Consider the following 20015-nt stretch of genomic DNA (forward strand, 5'->3'; position numbering starts at 1 on the left):
GTGCTGACCAGCACCCGAGCGCCGCCCGCGAAAGGAAGCAACGATGCCTCAGACACCCTTTTTCGACTGCCTGCGCAGGATACGAACGATGCGGTGGTAGACGACATTCGTCAGCAGTTCCTTGTTGTCACCCGTGGTGCTCGCGAACTCGACCACGACCGTGTCGATGTCCTGGTAATAACGCGCGATGCTTTGATATCCCGGTAGCCAGCCGGCATGCCCGTACTGGTAGACCGAGGCATAGAGGGCCTGCTCGTCGGGGCTCAGCAGGGTGCCGTCATTCAACGCCCGCACGAACACCCCGACATCGCGTGCCGTGGCCACCATCGAACCGCCGGGCGTCTCGAAATCCAGCGTCTTCATGTCCGCGTCGACACCGTGCTGATGGCCGCTGGCCAGATCGGCGAGGTTCACATCGCGGAGCGAGCCGTAGGTGTGCGTCAACCCGAGCGGCTTGAGGATTTCCCGCTGGATGTAGCGCTGATGGCTATAACCCAGCGCCCGGTCCAGGATGGCGCCAAGCAGCAGGTAGTTGGTATTGGAGTACTCGCGACGCGCGCCTGGTGCGAAGTCGGCCGGTTGGTCCAGCACCAGCTTCAGATTGTCATGGGGATCGGCCTGCCGCTGCCCCCAGTCGAACCCGTCCGCGTCGACGAAATTGGGAATACCGCTGCGATGCTGCAGCAACATGCGCAGGGTAATGCGGTCCGCGTTCTGGATGCGACCGGCCAGCTCCGGCAATCGCTCGGCCAGGGTGTCGTCCAGCGACAGCACATGCTGGTGGACCAGCTTGACGGTGGCCACGGCGATATACAGCTTGCTGATGCTGGCGATCTTGAACAAGGCATGCGCATCGGCGGGCACCCGATGCGCCGCGTCCTTCCAGCCCGCGGCGTAGAGCCGGGGCGGCTTCCCGCCCTGATCGACATACACGATGATGCCGTCCAGCCCGTCATGCGCGGCATCGTCGACCTGCTGCTGGACCGTGTCCGGCAACGGCGCCAGCCAGGCCTTGATGCCCGGCCACGGCGGCAGCGTCACGACACAGACGATCGCCACGACCGGCATGACGATCCGGAGTATGCGGATGATGCGTTTCTTGTCGGCTTTCATGCGGCGGCTTCGAGGCAGGAGGCGTAATGAATAGGTGGAAACGGCAACAACTCGAGCATACACGCCAGCGCGACCATCCAAACAAAGCGCGCAAACCGCTCCAGCCCCACGCACAACGGAGCGAAGGGGAAGGCCATCAAGGCGATTTAATGACCTCCGCTTCCCTTTTCGCCATCAACCGTCCGCCTCGAATTCCTCGTAGGCGCGCACGGCTTCGGCGGCATACATCAGCGACGGGCCGCCACCCATGTAGACCGCGACGGCCAGGGTCTCCATGAACTGATCGCGCGGGACATCCATGCGGCGCAGCGCCTTGACGTGGAACCCGATGCAGCCATCGCAGTGCCCGGCGACGCCGATCGCCAGCGCCATGAGTTCCTTGTGCACCGCCGTCAACGCGCCAGGCGCGAGCGCCGCCTTGGCCAGGGACGAGAAGCCGGCCATGGTGTCCGCTTGATCGGCGCGGAAGGTCGCCAGGGCCTGGTTGAGATCCTGGGTCAGGGTCTTGAATGAAAGGTGGGACATATGCACTCCGGGTCGTCGGGACGGATTCGAAGTGTGCCCGCATCGTGCCGCGGGCGATTGGACCTGGATCAAGTCCGGCGCCGATCGCCCGGCTCGCCGGTCGACGCGACACGGAGGCAAAGGGCACAAGATATTGAATCGGCTTAATAGCCGCCTTCCCCTTTTTGCACCTATTAGCGGTCGAGCCGTGAAAGAATCGACGCTGACCTTGTGTACTCACCACGGTGAAGATCTGCATGCACCCGCCGCAGCACAAACCGCGCAGACCACCTGGCGCCAGTACGGTGCACCTGTCGCCGGGCGACGGAGACACGGTGCTGGAATGCCTGTGTTCGCGCTTTCCCGCCGTGTCGCCGGACACCTGGAAGGAACGCATGCAGCGGGGACGCGTGCTCGATGCAGCCTGGGAGCCTCTGGCCATGCATGCGCCTGTTCGGGACGGTCTGTGCGTGCATTATTTCCGCGAGGTGATCCACGAACCCCGCATTCCGGTGACCGAGACGGTTCTGTATGCCGATGCGCACCTGCTGGTGGCGGACAAGCCGCATTTCCTACCGGTGATGCCCGCGGGACGGTTCGTCGAGGAGACCTTGCTGACGCGCTTGCGTCGCCGCATGGGCCATCCGGACCTGGTGCCGTTGCATCGCATCGACCGGGCCACGGCGGGCCTGGTGTTGTTTTCCGTTAATGCATCCAGCCGAGCGGCGTATCAGGCGCTGTTTCGCGAACGCCGTATCGTGAAGTCCTACGAGGCGCTGGCGGCCCCGCTGCGCCAACAGGCATGGCCACGGGTCTACCGCTCGCGACTGGTACGAGGCGAGCCGTTCTTTCGCATGCGGGAAGAAGAAGGTCGCCCCAACAGCGAAACGCGCATGGACGTCCTCGAGCGTGGCCCGGATCTATGGCGCTACGCATTGACCCCGGTCACAGGCCGCACGCACCAGTTGCGGGTGCACATGGCCGCGCTGGGTGCGCCGATCCTGCATGACCGCTGGTATCCGCAGTTGCAGCCCGAGGCGGACGATGATCACGCCCGTCCGCTGCAACTGCTGGCGCGCACGCTGGAATTTGTCGACCCGTTGAATGGTCAGCCTAGAGTCTGGCACAGCCAGCGGCAGTTGCTGCCTATCGACTGAGAGGGTAATGGTCCCTGACACCTATTTTCCTAGCTCGCGAACCCAGTTTCCAACTAACCCTACGCCAAGAATCGCACCTGTAGCATCCTGGAATGCGCGCGGTTCAGAACGTCCAACCGCAGAGCGCATAAGCACAACAGGAGGTTTGTCCATGCCGCAGGACGCAAGCTTGGAAAGAAGTTGCTCCAATGCTTCGCGCATTTCCGGCGCAAGAACGATTCCAGCTTCACTTTAGAGGCCTTCGCCGCTCCGATTCAAACGGGCGTATGTGTACCTGGAACCGTTTTTGCTTACGAAGGCTACATCTACTCGCGCGAGCAACGCGCCACCCGTGACCTGCTGCGCCGGCGCTTCATGCTGGTGCGCCAGGCGGTGCAGCTCATGCTGGCGATCCAGTCCAGCTTCAGCCGCAGCACCGGCAAGCAGCTGTCGACCAACGCCCTGCGCCGCATCGCACCGAATGAGCTGGAAGCCTTGTTCCCGGACGTCAGTACGCGCTATGGCGTGCTGCTGCAGTACAGGCTGTGGCTGACGCTGCAGGAGCAGATCAGCAGCCTCGAGCAATGGGTCCGCAAGGATCTGGCCCGACCCGGTGACCTGATGCGCCTGCGCAGCGTGCCGGGCATCGGTCCGATCCTGTGCATGACCATCGCGCTGGAGACCGGCCCGATCGAACGCTTTGCCTCGGTGGGCGAGTACGCCTCGTACTGCCGCATGGTCGAGAGCGTGCACCTGTCCAACGGCAAGAAGAAGGGTCGAGGTAATCGGAAAAGCGGCAACCGCTACCTGTGCTGGGCGTACATCGAAGCGGCCAACTACGCGACCCGCTTCAACCCACAGATCCGAAGCTGGTACGACCGCAAGAAAGCAACGAAGCACCGGGTAGTGGCGATCAAGGCCGTCGCGCACAAGCTGGCGCGGGCGTGCTACCACCTGCTCAGGGACGGCACCGAGTTTGATCCGAAGCGTGCCTTCGGCTGATCGTGCCGGCGGTCGCAGGCCGGAACAGGTGTTTGGCTTTGAGCCAGTGACCCTGAATGGTCGTGATCGCCGGCCACCATGTAGCAGGCAGGACCGCACGCGGACCGAGCCACGAAGGGTTGGGACCTAGAGCCCGTCATCCTGTGCAGCGCAAGCGCGCACCTGGACGGATCCCGCGTTGACCGACGAGTGTTTGGCTGACAACCAGAACGGTGACTGGCGCGATCCTCAGCGCCGGAAAAAACGCAGCGGAAGTCGGACCCATGGCTACGTGGCACCGATCTCCCCGGCAGCGGGGCGACGGGCGCTTATGGTTCTATTGACAGGCGGCGGCGAAATGGCGACACCATTTTCGATGGCGGACGATGATCACGCCCATCCGCTGCAACTACTGGCGCGCACGCTGGAATTTGTCGACCCGTTGAATGGCCAGCCTAGAGCCTGGCACAGCCAGCGGCAGTTGCTGCCTATCGACTGAGAGGGTAATGGTCCCTGACCCCATTTTCCCCACTCAAATCCCTCCGCCCTTTTGTCCCACCTTCTTCTTGTGGTCAACGAGGTAGATGCGGGCGAGTCGCGCCCCCGGTTTGCCTCCGCACTCGGAGACTTCGGCCACCAGGCGCGTGCCCGAATACCGCCCCGGCGAGGAATATTCGACGGTGCACGGATCGTGACGATCATTCTCGGCACGCAGCATATCGTATGAACTCAGGCTGCTATAGCGGATTCGGATATCCGGCGAATACCGTGCTGCGAGTGCTTTAAGTTGTCCGATTGTCGTACCCGCATGCACTTCTGCATAGAGCGCCTTCACGGCGCGATTATCTCGCGCAAACACGTACCTCACCAACGCTGCCGTCTCGATGCGGCAGAAAATGCCCAGTGTGATCAGGGCACCATAGGCGAGTACGACGCGGGTACGCGAAATGCCTCCCGTCCATACCGAGAGTGCAGGCCAGACAAGACCTGCCAGCAGTCCCAGTACGCCCACCAGAAGCAGCAAATTCGAGCATGCCGTGCCGATCACGGCGACATTGGGCACATAGGTGGGAATGAACAGCCCCTGCACCAAACTGTAGCCGCCTTTTTGCGCACTAAGCACAGGCAACCCGAGCACGATCGGCACCACTACGATGCCCACCGCCAACCACGTATGCCTGCGCAGAAGCCTTTCGAAAGCTACCGCGCTGGCGCACCTTGCCCCCGACAGCTTTCCATTCAATCGCACTCTGAACCCTTTTTCTTTGAATGATAGGTTGGCGCTCACTCAGTGAGCCACCAAAAGTGAACGTGCACCAGAATAGTTCTCATGCTCTAGCTCGCGAAACCAGTTTCCAACTAACCCTACGCCAAGAATCGCACCTGCAGCATCCTGGAATGCGCGCGGTTCAGAACGTCCAACCGCAGAGCGCATAAGCACAACAGGAGGTTTGTCCATGCCGCAGGACGCAAGCTTGGAAAGAAGTTGCTCCAATGCTTCGCGCATTTCCGGCGTACCGTATTGCGGCGTGTGATGCTCTTGGGGGAGCTTGCCCGCCTTCACGAGCACCCTGACGAAACGGTACGTGAGACAGTCAACGGCCGCAGTAACAAATACTGAGCTCTCACCGTAACTATCCAAAAAGTCGTCTGTGATGTGCGGGGCGAAGCCCACATCAGGGTCGATAGGTATAGACCCTTCCGGAGTGCCAGCCGGTGGATCCTGTTGATTGGAATTGTCCATTACATCTGAGTGCTTACGCTGGATTTAAGTCGCCGCCCGTTTGCGCAGCCCACCGTGCGTTTGGGAAAATGGCCCCTGACACCATTTTCCATGGCCGGCCAGATCAGGTTCTTCAGCATGCCGTCTGTCATGACGCATATCTCTCTTGGCACTACCTCTAGTTAACAGTTAGAAGCGACCCAAACCATCTTTTCAAGAATTTCGTAAATTGTCCCTGACACCTTTTTTTACACATTGAAAGGTATGGACTAGAGCTCATGTCAGTCTCCACACAATAAATAAGACGCAGATGACACTTTCCGAAAAGGGTCACCATTTCGCCACCCCCGTCAATAGAACCATAAGCGCCCCTTTAGCGGAACCGGCCGTCGGGCGTGGCGACGGTCGCACGGGATTTGAAGACCTGCAGAAATCTGCCGCCTTCCGGGTGATCGATGAAGTCTTCCGGCATCATCACTTCAGGCAACTACCCTCAAGAAATGTCCCTGGCACCATTTTTTCAACTTTCGGCCTTGGTAGCAAGCACGGACACACTTCCGAGCTGAGGAAAAAGAAGAACGCTCAATCAAAGGGGATGGAGGAAATTATCTCGATTTAATTCCCTCCGCCCCCTTTTTCGACTTTTCTTGTTTTAGGGGAACCGCTTTCATTTGTTATGAGGCAAAGCCTTTTTTAACTCGTCAACATCTGACATAAACCATTCTATCATTTCCCAATTATCGAGCCTCGTAGCCTGATTCCCCATACTTTTCCTTATTTCCAGCAAAAGCTCAGATAGAAGTCTAATCCATTGCGAAGTATGCACCATCAGATCTTCTTCAGACGAGCCATGACTCTCGTTTTTATAAAAGAATTGCATCATCTTATTGTACCCACGTATTACTGCATCATCGGCCACAAGTGATAGCTTAAATCCAATTTTTCTGTAATCGACCGTGAGCATGCGCCCTATTGAAAGGTGGCTTTTATCTTTATTCTTATACTTAGGATCAGACTTAAATACTTCATCGGAAGTGAACAATATAAAAAATGGTTCAAGCAAGGAATTATATGTGTTTATGCGATCTTCACGCAGCTTATCTTCCAATTCCTTAATACGCTCTTGATCGCGTACACGCTGCTCCCTTGAACGCTCAAACCTTACCTTGATACGCCATCCCATTCCCGTAAGCACCAGTACTAATACGGGAGTGACTGCACTAGATATTGCTGATAGATAGTCGACCCAGTCTCGCAATGTAATTACTCCTTGTATTAAGCGGAAGTTTTGAAATTGTCACCCCCCCCCTTTAGCCGCATGTTTTATAGAGCCTTAAATAACTTATTCATTTCGTCCGACGACAACAGGTCACGCCCCCAATATCTCATAATTCTACGCACATCCGATGAAATTTCTGTCCCCGGCAGCGTCTTCGCAATAAGACCACGCACCCAGGGACTCTTCATTGCCGAGTCATTCCTTTCACAAGCCTTTGAACCTAACTTTTTGAGTACTGTCTCTAGCCGAGAATCTTGGCATGATGCCGCATCCGCAATGACTTGCAGCGTCCCCGCGCCAGCAGAGCTCAATGCCGTGTGTTCAAGATCAACCGGCGCTAACAGGAAAGGCACGCCATGAGTGATGGCAGTTTTATTTAGCGACCTTATACTCACCACCCATTGATCAATTTCTCCGCCTACCGAGGCAGCCACTGGTGAAATCTTTTCCAGCACCGGTTGAGGAAGCGTATATTTCGCATCCTGAAATGCCCTACGGACCGCGCTCGACGCATCACCATCGGCCAACACAAGCCATGAAATAGGTCGATCTGAGGGCGTCCCATATGACTCCAAGACTCTTATCCAAGGAGCAAAACTCGCTTTGCCTCCGACATCGACGACAAACATCTTATCCATTCGACCGCTGGCATCATGCTCCGCCAACCGCCTTCGCAACCATTCAAAGAAAAGTCTGTCCGATTCACCTTCAACGAGTAACACAGAGCTCGCAAAGAGCATCTCCGAACCCTTGCCATTAAGAAGAGCTGTGTTTATATCCACACGGGCGCCACTGTCTATTTTTGGGAAATAGAAGTGATGATCTTTGCAGATCACAACTTGATCGAAGCCGGACTCATCTACAACAGTAGGGCTGTGCGTCGTAATGACAACCTTGTCAACACCATTTCTAGAAAGTAGCGATCGAGTGAGAACGCGCTGAGCAGACGGATGAAGAAATGACTCCGGCTCTTCCACCACCAATACAGTTCGATTGTTACTCTGCTGCGCTCCGCTTTGATTAACGGCAAGATCAAGCAGTGACTGTAAGCCAGACCCCAATTCATCAAGTTGAACGAGGGATGAATCGTGCTTGCCCGTCGACACCTTCAATGAAAATTTATCCAGTAGCACGTCGACCAAGTCTGCTGTGTCGCAATTAAGTGATATTGCTCCTTCACGAGCAAGACCCCGCGGCAGATTTCCGTTCATGTCAGACCACAACGGCTCGACAAATCGTTCCAACATACTTTTAATCGAATCAAACTGCCTCTTAAAGCTTCGATATTCTTGTGGCGCACCCCCTTGCTGATGGTGCGACACCTTATTAACCAAACGTGACAGGTACGCATTTTTTAAAGTTGATTTAAAGCGAACTGATGAGACATCACGAAAACTAGGCACATAGAAGAAATTCAGCGCCTCCTGCAACCTAGTAAGCAGATCGACTGCGTTAGCGTCGCTCCGAGGAGACTCTTTTCGACTCGGATTACCAAGCGCCAAATAGGCTAACCTGTAAGGGCTCAACCGCACGTTCAACCTGAGGATAGCAACGCCATCTTTTGAGCATTTATACTTCCGATGCGCACGGCCATCGAGCACACGTATGCTTAACGTCAATCGTCGAGCACGATGTTTTGTTTCTCGCGCCGGAAGGATAAACTCCGCAACATCTGTCGGAAGCTCCCATTCCGATTTAAAAACGGACGGGTCAACCCCATTTAGGAACCAATCGAGGATACGTAATATGGACGTCTTTCCTGCATTATTTGGACCCACGACAACCGACACATCTCTATCGATAGGAAGATAGGTGGATCGATATCCGCGAAGATTGTCCGCCTGCACTCCGGTTAGTTCGAACGTCATCCTTCCCTCCTAGCTAGGAGCTCTCATTGGTTTAAAGCCGCCGTACAATCAAATTACTGGACACAAAAAAGGGCGACCCCAAAGTCGCCCTTTTAAATATCTCACCTAGTTATCCACAGACCCGAGCAAACTCAACACATCACCCACACTTCGAATACCCACAATTCAAACAAGTCTGACAATTATCCATCAGCACAAGCGCCTTGGTATTGCACTTGCTGCACAGACTCGCACTAGCCGGAAACGCCCCACCCTCGGCACTCTCCGCAGCCGGCATATCCGTATCCTCAGCCGTCTTCTGCCCCGCCTCGTAGGCCGCCCGCTTCTCTTCCATCAACGCGCGCTGGCTGTCGCTGATATCCGGGTCCTTGATCATGCCGATCAGCTTGAGATGCTGCTCAATGACAGACCCGATCTCGGCGACGATGGACGGCATGTACACGCCACCCGCCTTGAAATACCCACCACGCGGGTCGAACACGGCCTTCATCTCCTCCACCAGGAAGGTGACGTCGCCGCCCTTGCGGAACACCGCGGACATGATGCGGGTGAGCGCCACGATCCACTGGAAGTGGTCCATGTTCTTGGAGTTGATGAAGATCTCGAACGGGCGGCGCTGCTCGTGCGGGGTGCCCTGGTTGAGCACGATGTCGTTGATGGTGACGTACAGCGCGTGCTCGAACAGCGGCGACTTGATCTTGTAGGTGGAGCCGACCAGAACCTCCGGGCGCTCCACGCTTTCGTGCATCTGGATGACCTCGGCGCCGGCACTCTTGGGCTTGGCGGCGGCCTTGGGGGTCTCGACGGGCTTGTCGTCCGGCTTGACGACCTGGTAGCCCTTGATTTTCTTTTCGATCTTGATGGTCATGTCGGTGGTTCCTGTCTCGCCCTGCCGGAAAGAGGTCCCGCCCCGGCGCGATGCCGAAGCGGGCTCAGTGTTCGCGGTCCGGTGCTGCGACCGCGCTGGCAGTGGGCTCGGTAGCCGCCGGTGGCGGCCGTCCCGGCGTCGGGTTCTTGCCCGTCGCCTCGTTGTCGGCAGTCTTGCCGCTGCCTCGGCTTCCCCCTTGGGGAATGTCCAAAACTTTTTGTCGTCATCCCGGCGAAGGCCGGGACCCAGTGACTGCGCGCACTTGCGTGGTCCCAAGGCGCTGGGTTCCGGCGTTCGCCGGAATGACGGGGTGCTCAGAACTTGCCGTAATAGCCTTCCTTGAGGGCATCGAACAGGTTGGCGGCGGTGTGCAGTTCGCCGTCGTATTCGATTTCCTCGTTGCCCTTGGCTTCCACCACGGTGCCGTCTTCCAGTTCGAAGCGGTAGGTGGTGTTCTCCAGGTCCGACTCCTTGACCAGCACGCCCTGGAAGGCAGCCGGGTTGAAGCGGAACGTGGTGCAGCCCTTCAGGCCCTGCTTGTACGCGTAGACGTAGATGTCCTTGAAGTCTTCGTACGGGTACTCGGTGGGCACGTTGGCGGTCTTGGAGATGGACGAGTCCACCCACTTCTGCGCCGCGGCCTGCATGTCCACGTGCTGGGTCGGCGAAATGTCGTCGGCAGCCACGAAATAGTCCGGCAACTTGGCCTTGGGGTCGTCCGAGTACGGCATGGCGTCGGCGTTGATCAGCGCGCGGTAGGCCAGCAGCTCGAAGGAGAACACGTTGACCTTCTCCTTGGTCTTGCGGCCCTCGCGGATGACGTTGCGCGAGTAGTGGTGCGCGAAGCTCGGCTCGATACCGTTGCTGACGTTGTTGGCCAGGCTCAGGCTGATGGTGCCGGTCGGCGCGATGGACGTGTGGTGGGTAAAGCGCGCGCCCTTCTCGGCGAGCTGCTCGACCAGTTCCGGCGCGGCCTCGGCGATGCGCTGCATGTAGCGGCTGTACTTGGCGTGCAGCACGGAGCCGCGGATCTTGCCGCCGACGGTCCAGCCGTCCTTCGCCATCTCCGGACGCTTGCGCAGCATCTCGGCGGTGACGGTGTATTCGTCGGCCAGCACCGGCGCGACGCCCTTCTCCTCGCCCAGTTCCAGCGCGACTTCCCAGCCGGCCACGGCCATCTCGCGCGCGACGCGCTCGGTGAACTCGGCCGCTTCCTTGGAGCCGTAGCGCTGCTTGAGCATGGTCAGCGTGCTGCCCAGGCCCAGGAAGCCCATGCCGTGGCGGCGCTTGTTCATGATCTCGGCGCGCTGCTGCGGCAGCGGCAGGCCGTTGATCTCGACCACGTTGTCGAGCATGCGGGTGAAGATCTTCACCACCTCGCGGTACTCGTCCCAGTCGAAGCGCGGCTTCGGACCGAAGGCGTCGCGCACGAACATGGTCAGGTTGACCGAGCCCAGCAGGCACGAGCCGTACGGCGGCAGCGGCTGCTCGCCGCAGGGGTTGGTGGCGCGGATGTGCTCGCACCACCAGTTGTTGTTCATCTCGTTGACGCGGTCGATGAGGATGAAGCCTGGCTCGGCGTAGTCGTACGTCGAGACCATGATCATGTCCCACAGATGACGCGCGCGAACGTGGCCGTAGATCTTGCAGGCGACCAGGCCGTCCTCGCGGTCGACGTAGTCGGCGTGCGTGGGCCATTCGCGCCACACCACCTGCGACTCGTCGTTGAGATCGACTTCGTGCTGTTCCTTGATGTGCACCGGGAACACCAGCGGCCAGTCGGCGTCGGCCTCGACGGCCTGCATGAAGCCGTCGGTGATCAGCAGCGACAGGTTGAACTGGCGCAGGCGGCCATCCTCGCGCTTGGCGCGGATGAACTCGCGCACGTCCGGATGGCGCACGTCGAAGGTGCCCATCTGCGCGCCGCGGCGGCCGCCGGCAGAGGACACCGTGAAGCACATCTTGTCGTAGATATCCATGAACGACAGCGGGCCGGACGTGTAGGCGCCGGCGCCGGACACGTACGCGCCGCGCGGACGCAGCGTGGAGAACTCGTAGCCGATGCCGCAGCCGGCCTTCAGGGTCAGGCCGGCCTCGTGCACCTTCTCCAGGATGTCGTCCATGGAGTCGGTGATGGTGCCCGACACGGTGCAGTTGATGGTCGAGGTCTTGGGCTTGTGCTCCTGCGCGCCGGCGTTGGAGGTGATGCGACCGGCCGGAATCGCGCCATGGCGCAGCGCCCACAGGAACTTCTCGTACCAGGTCTGCTTCAGCTCGTCGGTGGTCTCGACATCGGCGAGGGCGCGCGCGACGCGCTTCCAGGTGTCGTCGACCTCTACATCGACCGGTTCGCCGCTCTTGGCCTTGAGGCGGTACTTCTTGTCCCAGATGTCCTGGGAGGCGGGTTGCAGCGGGATGGCGGTGATGTCGGTGCCCATGGCTTTCTTGCGTGCCGTGCTCATTGTTCCGATACCCCCCGCCCGATGGTCTCTACTTGCATGGATCTGGCCTTGTTTTTCTGGTCCACCGGCGTGCGAACCGGCGACGAAGCGGTGTCGCTGCGCACGCAAGACGCGAGCGCATCGACGGAAATTCCTGTTATCGCTGGCGAACCCTGGAAGTCACTGCGCACATCCCCCATGGGGCCGAAGCCCGTGCTGCACGTTGATCCGGCGTACTTGTGAATGGGACACAAGATGTTGTGATCGCTCGCGGGAGATAACACTAACCCTGCGGTGGGCGCTTGTAAAGCATCCAAATGGCCGAGGTGCGCGAGAAGCCGCGCAGGGGCCTGAAAGCTGAAGAAAAGCGGCAATCGGGAGACATCCGGAACGGTTTTATCCGCGCCTTGAGAAACTCCGGCGGGGGTTCCACAGTCCATGTTCCATGGGCGCTTCGCGCCCGCGACCGACACACCAAGGAGACGACCATGCAAGCTGCCGCACCGGCGCGCCGCTCATCCACGTTTCTCGCCCTTTGCCTGGGGCTCGCCGCACTGGTTTGCGCGCTGCCCGCCGGGACCGCCCGCGCGGCGTTGCCGACCGCCGTGAATGGCCAGCCCGTGCCGTCGCTGGCGCCCATGCTCAAGCAGGTGACCCCGGCGGTGGTGAACATTTCCTCGAAGACCCTGGTGCGCGAGCGCAACCCGTTCTTCAATGATCCGGTGCTGCGCCAGTTCTTCGGCAGCCCGCCGCCGCGCGAACGCGTCGAGCAGAGTCTGGGGTCGGGCGTGATCGTGAACGCGGCCAAGGGCTACGTGCTGACCAACAACCACGTCATCGCCGGCGCCGACGACATCACCGTCACGCTGAAGGACGGCCGCGACTTCAAGGCCAAGCTGGTCGGCGCGGACCCGGACACCGACATCGCGGTGCTGAAGATTCCCGCCCGGAACCTGCACGAGCTGCCGCTGGCCGACTCGGGCAAGACCCAGGTCGGCGACTTCGTGGTCGCGGTCGGCGACCCGTTCGGCCTCGGTCAGACCGTGACCTCGGGCATCGTCTCGGCGCTGGGACGCAGCGGGCTGGGCGACACCTACCAGAACTTCATCCAGACCGACGCCTCGATCAATCCGGGTAATTCCGGCGGCCCGCTGGTGAACCTGAACGGCCAGCTGATCGGCATCAATTCGATGATCTATTCGCCATCCGGCGCCAGCGCCGGTATCGGCTTCGCCATTCCCGCCAACCTCGCGCACGAGGTCATGCAGCAGCTGCTGAAGTACGGCAAGGTGCGTCGCGGCAGCCTGGGACTATCGGTGCAGGCGATCAACGACCGCATGGCCAACGCCCTGCATCTGCAGCGCGCACAGGGCACGGTGGTGACGCGGGTGCAGCCCGGCTCGCCGGCGGACAAGGCCGGCGTGCAGGTCGGCGACGTGCTGACCGCAATCAACGGCAAGCCGGTACGCGGCCCGCGCGACCTGGACAACAGCGAGGGCCTGCTGCCGGTCGGCAGCCGGGTCGACCTGACCCTGCAGCGTGACGACCGCACCGTGCACGTGACCTCACGCATCGAGCCGGAACAGGTCGCGCACGCCGACGGCGCCAGCATCGATCCGCGCCTGGACGGCGTGCGCCTGAGCGGGCTGACCCGCAACCAGCGCCACCAGGGCCTGTACGGCGCGCGGGTGGACACCCTGCAGGACGGCAGCCGCGCTGCACGCAGCGGGCTGCAGAAGGGCGACGTCATCATCGCCATCAACCGCCAGCGCATCGCCACGCTGCGGCAGATGCGCCAGTTGCTGAAGGAATTCCATCCCTCGCGGCTGGTACTGACGGTGGTCCACGGAAACCGGGTGCGTTTTGTGATGCTGCGCTGAATTCAAGCACTTCCATCGCCCGCGGATGAACGCAACGTGACGCGCTAGACATGCGGGATACAGCCACGGACCGCATAATCGTGGCTGTATTCCCATGATCTGCCTGTCCCGTATGAAGATCCGATTCCGCTACATCGCCGCCTTCGCCCTGGCCTGCGTCTCCGGCGGCGCCTTCGCCCACGGCGGCCGCGCCCCGGCCGGACATGCGCTGACCTGGCGCGGCGACGTCACCACCGCGCGCGCCTTCGTCGACGACATGGCCGCGGCCTGGCGGCGCAGCGGGCACGCGCGCATGACGCTGGAGCCGTTCAACACCATCTCGGCGCTGGATCAGCTCAGCCACGGACAGGTCGACATCGCCGGTACCGCGCGCGGCATCGCGCCGCGCCGCGCCGAGGAGAAGTCGCTGCAGTTCACGCCGGTAGCCTGGGATGCGCTGGTCATCATCACCAATCACCGCAACCCGGTGCGCGGCCTGACCCTGAAGCAGCTGCACGACATCTACTTCGGCAAGATCCGCAACTGGAGCCAGCTCGGCGGCCCGCATCGTCCGATCAACGTCTACGCGGTCGCCAGCCCCAGCGACGGCGTCGAATTCAGCCTGCGCCGCCTGCTGTACGGGCGCGGCAACCAGCCTGTCGCCGCACCGCGTCTGTACATCAACGTGAAGAGCCTGGAGAAGGCCGTGGCGCTGGACCCGGACGGGTTCGGCGTCAGCACGCTGTCGGGCGTGCACGGCAACCGCAAGCTGAAGATGCTGGCCATCAGTGGCGTGCGTCCGAGCACCGCGCACGTAGCCGACGGCAGCTATCCGCTATACACGCCGCTGTACCTGGTCACGCGCAACAACGAACACAACCCCAGCGCGCAGGCCTTCATCGACTTCACCGCCAGCGCCACCGGCAAGCGCATCCTGCGCAAGCATCATCTGCTGCCCTATGCCGACGGCCTGTCACTGGCCCAGGGCGAGGACGAGCGCATGGCGAACATCGCCGACGCGGTCGGCCGCGTGATCCACAACGGTCCGACCGCCGCGCCGCGCGCCACCTACACCTCGCGCACGGCCATCGCGCCGACCTCGCCGCTGACGCGGGCCGCGCGCGACCGCATGCTCGACAAGCAGGCGCGTGAGGCGGAAAACCGCAAGGCGGCCAAACGCTCCAATGCGGCCAATGCCGCCGCCACGCGCAAGGCGAACGACAAGCAGGGCTGATCTCCCCGATCCGTACGCCCTTCGACGCCCGGCCATCGCGCCGGGCGTCGTCGTTTACGGCGCCCTGACGCTGCATGCACGGGCAGGCAAACGGTATGCTTGTCCCTTCGCACACAGCACTACGCAGAAGGAGTTGGGCATATGAGCGGATTGATCGAATACCGGGGCCGTGGCGCCGTCACGCCGATCGAGGCCGTCGACCGCCAGAGTATCGCCGCCTGCCGACGCCGACTGGGCGCCGCGGCGCGCCGCTGGCTGGATGCCTCCGGATTCGAGCCTTCGCGCGGCAGCGCCGTGCTGATTCCCGACGACAAGAACGGCCTAGCGCGCGTGCTGGTTGGCGTCGACCCGCAGCAGCCACTGGCGGCCCTCGCCGGCCTGCCGCAGCAGCTGCCCGCCGGCCGTTACCGGCTGGCCGAGGAAGGCGTTGCGCTGGACCCGCAGCTCGCGGCGCTGGGCTGGGCGCTGGGCGCGTACCGCTTCGACCGCTACCGCAAGAGCGCCGCGGTGCCGGCGCAGCTGGTGGTCTCGCGCGCCGATCTGAACGTGCTGAAGCCGCAGATCGAAGCTGTCGGCCTGGTGCGCGATCTGGTCAACACGCCGACCGAGGACATGGGGCCGGAGCAGATCGCGCAGACCATCAAGGAGATGGCGCGCACGCATCGCGCACGGGTCAAGGAATGGGTCGGCGACGCGCTGCTGAAGGCCAATTTCCCGACCATCCACGCGGTCGGCCGCGCCAGCCACCGTCCGCCGCGCCTGGTCGAGATGACCTGGGGCAAGGCCACTGACCCGAAACTGGTGCTGATCGGCAAGGGCGTGTGCTTCGACACAGGCGGTCTGGACCTGAAGCCATCCGCCGGGATGCGCTGGATGAAGAAGGACATGGGCGGCTCGGCGCACGCCATCGCCCTGGCCAGCCTGGTGATGGCGGCCAAGCTGCCGGTGCATCTGACGTTGCTGGTTCCGACCGTGGAGAACTCGGTGTCCGGCAACGCCCTGCGCCCCGGCGACGTGGTGCGCACACGCGCCGGCCACACGGTGGAGATCGACAACACCGACGCCGAGGGCCGCCTGATCCTGTGCGACGCGCTGGCCTATGCCGGCGAACAGGAGCCGGACCTGCTCGTCGACTTCGCCACCCTGACCGGCGCCGCGCGCGTGGCGCTGGGGCCGGACCTGCCGGCGCTGTTCACCAATCGCGAGCCGCTGGCGTCGGGTGTGCTGGAAGCCGCCGAGGCCACCCACGACCCGATGTGGCGACTGCCGCTGTGGCGGCCGTACCACAGCATGCTGAGTTCGTATCTGGCCGACTTCGCCAATTCCGGCGCCTCGCGTCACGCCGGCGCGATCACCGCCGCGCTGTACCTGGAGCGCTTCGTGCCCGAGGCCACGCCCTGGATGCACGTCGACGTCTATGCCTGGAACGACAGCCATCGCCCGGGCCGCCCGCGCGGCGGCGAGGCGCAGAGCCTGCGCGCCTTCTTCGCCTTCCTGCAGAAGCGTTACAGCAAGGCCCACCGCGCCAGCAAACCGCGCAAGCGCAAGGACTGACGCCGCACTGCGCATGCGGACGTCGTACCATCGGCGTCCGCGTGACATGCGGCACGCGCTTGCGCACGGTGCGAGGGCGGGGATACTGTCAGCTTCTCCCGTCATGGCAGAGGCTCCGATGATCCGGTTGCTGCCGTTGCTGCTGGTTCTGCTCACCGCACCGACATTCGCCTCCGGCGCACGCGCCGATGCGCACGCCACCGTGCCCTCACCGCCGCAGGTCTGCACACCGGCCTGGTATCACTGGGTCGACCGCAATGTGTCCACCCGCGATGCGCAGCAGCACGGCCCGGACGTGGGGTCGCCGGAGTGGCAATCGGCGCTGGAATTCCGACTCGGACTGCGCGGCAATGCCAACCTGCCCGCGCGCGGCAGCAAAGCCTGGTGCCAAGCCATCGACGCCCGCGTGCGCCAGCGCATCGCCACCCCCAAGATCGCCACCACGAAAGACGCGAAGCACGTGTCGAACGGCCCCTCCTTCGATTGCGCCAAGGTGCAGCCGGGCAGCATCGAGGCGCTGATCTGCCGGGAACCGGCGCTGTCCGATCTGGACCGCAAGCTGACCTTCCTCTACACCGCCGCCTCGAACAAGGTCGATGCGCGCATGCAGGCGCAGCTGCGCGCCGAGCAACGCGGCTGGATCAAGGGCCGCGACGACTGCTGGAAGAGCGACGACCGACCCAGCTGCGTGCGCAGCGCCTACCTGCAGCGCATCGCCGAGCTGGAAGCGCGCTATCGACTGGTGCCGTCCAAGGGACCGCAGACCTACGCCTGCGATGGCCAGCGCGCCAACAATGTCGTGGTGACGTTCTTCGAGACGCGGCCGCGCACGCTGATCGCCGAACGTGGCGACCAGACATCGCTGATGTTCGCCGAGTCTCCCGAGATCTACCGGGGACGCAACGAACGCATCGTCCTGCGCGATGGCCGCATGACCCTGGTCTGGGGCCACGGCGCTGCGCCGATGCACTGCGAGATCGTCCCGCCACGCTGAATCGACCGCGCGCAACGGCCACAAGGAACCCGCCATGACCAGAACCGTCCGTCTGCACTGCATCGACCGCGCGCCACCGGCAAGCCTCTGGGCACGGAACTGAATATCGTCCAGGAGGGGCGGCCCGACGCGATCCCAGTCGAGACCGGCTATCTGGGCGGGCAGGAATCGCTGACGCTGCTGGCACCTGGTCGAACCCGATATTCCGGACGGCACACCGTCCTGACCGCGTACACTCGACCGCAAAGCCATCGCCCGTCACGAAACGCCATGAGTCCGATCACGTTTTCACGCGAAGAAAAGGACCGAATCATTGGTCGCATCAAGCGCTATTTCTCCGAGGAACTGGATCAGGAGATCGGGCAGTTCGATGCCGAGTTCCTGCTCGACTTCTTCGCCGAGGACATCGGCGCCTACTTCTACAATCGCGGCCTGTACGATGCGCAGACGGCCCTGTCGGCGCGCCTCGACGATGTGCAGGACGCGATCGGACAACTGGAACGACCGACCGAATTCAGGAAATAGCCGCACGATCTTCCCGCTTGGGAACACGACGGCGCGGCCAAAGGAGTGACCAAGCCATGTTGACGTCCCCGATCCTGCTTGTTGCCATCGTGCTGATCGCACTGATCGCGCTGACGTATTTCAAGCGTGTCGCGAGCGGCTCGGTGGGACTTCCCTACCGAGCACGCAAGACACTGTTCTCCCCGGCGGAGCGCTCGTTTCTCGGCCTGCTCGATGCCGCCGTCGGCAGGGATTACCGCGTGTTCGGCAAAGTGCGCATCGCGGACATCGCCGCGGTGCGCAGCGGCCTGAGCGCATCGGCTCGGCAGGCCGCCCTGAACCGGATCGCCTTCAAGCATTTCGATTACGTGGTGTGCCGCGCGGACGATCTCTCGGTCGTCTGCGCGGTGGAACTCGATGACGCCTCGCACAACCGTGCGCGTGCGCGCCGGCGCGACCGATTGGTCGCGGATGTATGCGACGTGATCGAGCTTCCGCTGCTGAACGTTCCGGCGCGGCACGGCTATGCACTGCCGGAATTGCGCGAGCGCTTCCGTTCCTGCATCACGCCCGCATCGACGGTGACATCGAAGGATGCGCCTCACCCCGTATCGCCGCTCGCCCCCTGAAAAGACAGGTCCGGTCCAGTTAGCATCGCCCCACCGTCCTTGCGCGATAATGGGACGCAGAAATCCCGCACTGCCCTCTCGCCTCGGAATCGCTGCATGACCCTATCCTCGACTTCCTCCGCGTCGCCGGACGACGCGGCCGGAGGCATTTCCGCCGGCCTGACCGTACTGCTCGCTGCCGCCTGCGGTCTGCTGGTGGCGAACCTGTACTACGCGCAGCCGCTGGTCGGTCCGATCCATCGCGCCTTGGGACTGTCTGCCGAGGCCGCCGGCCTGATCGTGACCCTGACCCAGGCCGGCTACGGCATCGGCCTGCTGTTCATCGTGCCGCTCGGCGACCGGCTGGAGAACCGCCGCCTGGTCGTCGGCCTGGTACTGCTGTGCGCGCTGGCCTCGCTCGCCGCTGCCTTCGCGCAGGGACCGGACACCTATCTGATTGCCGCGATGCTGATCGGCATCTGCGCGGTCGGCGCTCAGGTGCTGGTGCCCTACGCCGCGCATCTCGCTCCGGAGCAGCGGCGCGGGCAGGTCGTCGGCAATGTGGTCAGCGGCATCATGCTGGGCATCATGTTCGCGCGCCCGCTGGCGAGCTTTCTCACCGACGCGTTCGGCTGGCGCGCCGTGTTCTTCCTGGCCACAGCGCTGATGGCGGCGCTGGCCGCGCTACTGCGGTGGCGCATGCCACCGCGTCACGCGCACGAACAGACGATGAGCTACGCGGCGTTGCTGGCCTCGCTGCCGGGTCTGATGCGCGACACGCCGGTGTTGCGCCGGCGCGCGCTGTACCACGCGGGCCTGTTCGGCGCATTCAGCCTGTTCTGGACCGCCGTGCCCCTGCAGCTGGCGGACACGTTCGGACTGTCGCAGAACGGCATCGCCGTGTTCGCGCTAGTCGGCGTCGCCGGGGCGATCTCCGCGCCCATCGCCGGGCGCATCGCCGACCGTGGCTGGAGCCATGGCGCCACGGCACTGGCCATCCTCGGCGCCATGCTGGCGCTGGCGCTGTCCTACGTCGGCCATGTCGCCGGCGATCTGCGCTTGGTGACGCTGGCCGCGGCCGGCGTGCTTCTCGATTTCAGCGTGACCGCGAACCTGGTGCTGGGCCAGCGCGCCATCTACAGCCTCGGCGCGGCGGAGCGCGGACGCCTCAACGGCCTGTTCATGGCTACTTTCTTCGTCGGCGGCGCGGTTGGATCGGCACTGGGCGGCTGGGCCTATGCGCATGGCGGCTGGCCGCTTACCCTTGCCGCCGGTCTGATCCTGCCCGGATTGTCGCTGCTGTATTTCCTGACCGAACGCCGACCGCGCTGACGAAGCGGGCGGAACGC

The 20015-nt window shown here is 62.4% G+C and carries 20 protein-coding genes; 12 read left to right on the plus strand and 8 right to left on the minus strand.

What is annotated here, in order from left to right:
• Positions 1-48: 48 nt before the first annotated feature.
• Both HF690_RS05560 and HF690_RS05565 read right to left on the minus strand, forming a co-directional pair.
• The gene (locus HF690_RS05560; protein WP_168608746.1) at positions 49-1113 is read right to left on the minus strand and encodes a serine hydrolase domain-containing protein; all 1065 of its coding nucleotides are present in this window, start codon (positions 1111-1113) and stop codon (positions 49-51) included.
• 174 nt (positions 1114-1287) lie between these two features.
• Entirely contained in the window at positions 1288-1638 is a 351-nt protein-coding gene (locus HF690_RS05565) for a carboxymuconolactone decarboxylase family protein (protein ID WP_168608747.1), read from the minus strand.
• A gap of 236 nt (positions 1639-1874) precedes the next feature.
• Between HF690_RS05565 and HF690_RS05570 the strand changes: the two genes are divergently transcribed.
• The 3 genes from HF690_RS05570 (at position 1875) to HF690_RS15000 (ending at position 4233) form a co-directional block, all read left to right on the plus strand.
• Positions 1875-2774 carry a pseudouridine synthase gene (locus tag HF690_RS05570; protein WP_168608748.1) on the plus strand — a complete coding sequence of 300 codons (900 nt, stop codon included), beginning with the start codon at positions 1875-1877 and terminating at the stop codon, positions 2772-2774.
• 180 nt (positions 2775-2954) lie between these two features.
• On the plus strand, positions 2955-3755 hold the full coding sequence (locus tag HF690_RS05575) for a transposase (protein WP_240151598.1): 801 nt from the start codon (positions 2955-2957) through the stop codon (positions 3753-3755).
• 337 nt (positions 3756-4092) lie between these two features.
• The gene (locus HF690_RS15000) at positions 4093-4233 is read left to right on the plus strand and encodes a hypothetical protein (RefSeq protein ID WP_205300799.1); all 141 of its coding nucleotides are present in this window, start codon (positions 4093-4095) and stop codon (positions 4231-4233) included.
• A gap of 33 nt (positions 4234-4266) precedes the next feature.
• Here HF690_RS15000 and HF690_RS05585 read toward each other — a convergent pair whose 3' ends face one another.
• Together HF690_RS05585 and HF690_RS05590 are read right to left on the minus strand one after the other, a co-directional pair.
• Positions 4267-5022 carry a hypothetical protein gene (locus HF690_RS05585; protein ID WP_168608750.1) on the minus strand — a complete coding sequence of 252 codons (756 nt, stop codon included), beginning with the start codon at positions 5020-5022 and terminating at the stop codon, positions 4267-4269.
• Complete coding sequence (locus tag HF690_RS05590; protein ID WP_168608751.1) at positions 5023-5478, minus strand: hypothetical protein; 456 nt, start codon at positions 5476-5478, stop codon at positions 5023-5025.
• 289 nt (positions 5479-5767) lie between these two features.
• On the opposite strand from HF690_RS05590, the gene HF690_RS05595 reads away from it, so the two are divergent.
• Positions 5768-6076 (plus strand): hypothetical protein, encoded by a 309-nt coding sequence (locus tag HF690_RS05595; protein WP_168608752.1) that lies wholly within the window; start codon positions 5768-5770, stop codon positions 6074-6076.
• A gap of 48 nt (positions 6077-6124) precedes the next feature.
• On the opposite strand, the gene HF690_RS05600 is transcribed toward HF690_RS05595, so the two are convergent.
• The 4 genes from HF690_RS05600 to HF690_RS05615 form a co-directional block, all read right to left on the minus strand.
• Positions 6125-6715, minus strand: coding sequence for a hypothetical protein (locus tag HF690_RS05600; RefSeq protein ID WP_168608753.1), 591 nt, complete (start codon positions 6713-6715; stop codon positions 6125-6127).
• Between the two features lie 65 nt (positions 6716-6780).
• Positions 6781-8604: an ATP-dependent nuclease gene (locus tag HF690_RS05605; RefSeq protein ID WP_168608754.1), complete on the minus strand. Its 1824-nt coding sequence runs from the start codon at positions 8602-8604 to the stop codon at positions 6781-6783.
• 139 nt (positions 8605-8743) lie between these two features.
• On the minus strand, positions 8744-9472 hold the full coding sequence (locus HF690_RS05610) for a TSCPD domain-containing protein (protein WP_168608755.1): 729 nt from the start codon (positions 9470-9472) through the stop codon (positions 8744-8746).
• Positions 9473-9786: 314 nt separating this feature from the next.
• Positions 9787-11934 (minus strand): adenosylcobalamin-dependent ribonucleoside-diphosphate reductase, encoded by a 2148-nt coding sequence (locus HF690_RS05615; RefSeq protein ID WP_168608756.1) that lies wholly within the window; start codon positions 11932-11934, stop codon positions 9787-9789.
• A gap of 36 nt (positions 11935-11970) precedes the next feature.
• On the opposite strand from HF690_RS05615, the gene HF690_RS05620 reads away from it, so the two are divergent.
• The 8 genes from HF690_RS05620 (at position 11971) to HF690_RS05660 (ending at position 19998) form a co-directional block, all read left to right on the plus strand.
• Entirely contained in the window at positions 11971-12156 is a 186-nt protein-coding gene (locus HF690_RS05620) for a hypothetical protein (protein ID WP_168608757.1), read from the plus strand.
• Positions 12157-12401: 245 nt separating this feature from the next.
• Entirely contained in the window at positions 12402-13793 is a 1392-nt protein-coding gene (locus tag HF690_RS05625) for a DegQ family serine endoprotease (protein ID WP_168608758.1), read from the plus strand.
• Positions 13794-13905: 112 nt separating this feature from the next.
• The gene (locus HF690_RS05630; RefSeq protein ID WP_168608759.1) at positions 13906-15006 is read left to right on the plus strand and encodes a substrate-binding domain-containing protein; all 1101 of its coding nucleotides are present in this window, start codon (positions 13906-13908) and stop codon (positions 15004-15006) included.
• Positions 15007-15147: 141 nt separating this feature from the next.
• A complete protein-coding gene (locus HF690_RS05635; RefSeq protein ID WP_168608760.1) occupies positions 15148-16560 on the plus strand; it encodes a leucyl aminopeptidase family protein in 1413 nt (470 codons plus the stop codon).
• 118 nt (positions 16561-16678) lie between these two features.
• Entirely contained in the window at positions 16679-17554 is an 876-nt protein-coding gene (locus HF690_RS05640) for a lysozyme inhibitor LprI family protein (protein ID WP_168608761.1), read from the plus strand.
• Between the two features lie 270 nt (positions 17555-17824).
• Positions 17825-18079, plus strand: coding sequence for a DUF2164 domain-containing protein (locus HF690_RS05650; protein WP_113064250.1), 255 nt, complete (start codon positions 17825-17827; stop codon positions 18077-18079).
• A gap of 56 nt (positions 18080-18135) precedes the next feature.
• Positions 18136-18687: a DUF2726 domain-containing protein gene (locus HF690_RS05655; RefSeq protein ID WP_168608762.1), complete on the plus strand. Its 552-nt coding sequence runs from the start codon at positions 18136-18138 to the stop codon at positions 18685-18687.
• A 96-nt stretch (positions 18688-18783) separates the two neighbouring features.
• Entirely contained in the window at positions 18784-19998 is a 1215-nt protein-coding gene (locus HF690_RS05660) for an MFS transporter (protein ID WP_168608763.1), read from the plus strand.
• The last annotated feature ends 17 nt before the right edge of the window (positions 19999-20015 follow it).

Origin of the sequence: Oleiagrimonas citrea, assembly GCF_012395255.1 — a bacterium.
In the GTDB taxonomy this organism is placed as follows: Bacteria; Pseudomonadota; Gammaproteobacteria; order Xanthomonadales; family Rhodanobacteraceae; genus Oleiagrimonas; species Oleiagrimonas citrea.